The organism is Psychrobacter sp. CAL346-MNA-CIBAN-0220 (assembly GCF_040309805.1).
Taxonomy (GTDB): domain Bacteria; phylum Pseudomonadota; class Gammaproteobacteria; order Pseudomonadales; family Moraxellaceae; genus Psychrobacter.
This window is the reverse complement of sequence record NZ_JBEOPF010000642.1, coordinates 1-243: the sequence shown is the minus strand read 5'-3', so window position 1 is coordinate 243 and position 243 is coordinate 1. Positions and strand designations below refer to the sequence as shown.

Sequence of the window (243 nt, the reverse complement as noted above, 5' to 3'; positions counted from 1 at the left end):
GTACTGCGCCATTGTCGCCAATGAATCTTCTGATGAGATTTCGCCAAGCGATACAGTACCTGGGTATTTATTAAGTAATGTGCGAATGTCTTGCATAAACTCAATATTTTCTGGCTGAGTGTTGTTGTAGTAATGATACTGAAATGCGTATGGGTTATCTTCACTAAAACCACGACCCTGGCGCTTATCTTTTGGTTTAGCTGGGTTATCGCGAAGTTGTGCATCGTGATAACAAAAGTTAAT

At 40.3% G+C, this 243-nt stretch carries 1 pseudogene; it reads right to left on the bottom strand.

The features are described from left to right. Positions 1-243, bottom strand: a pseudogene (locus AAEY88_RS15145) (alpha-glucosidase); the annotation flags it as partial.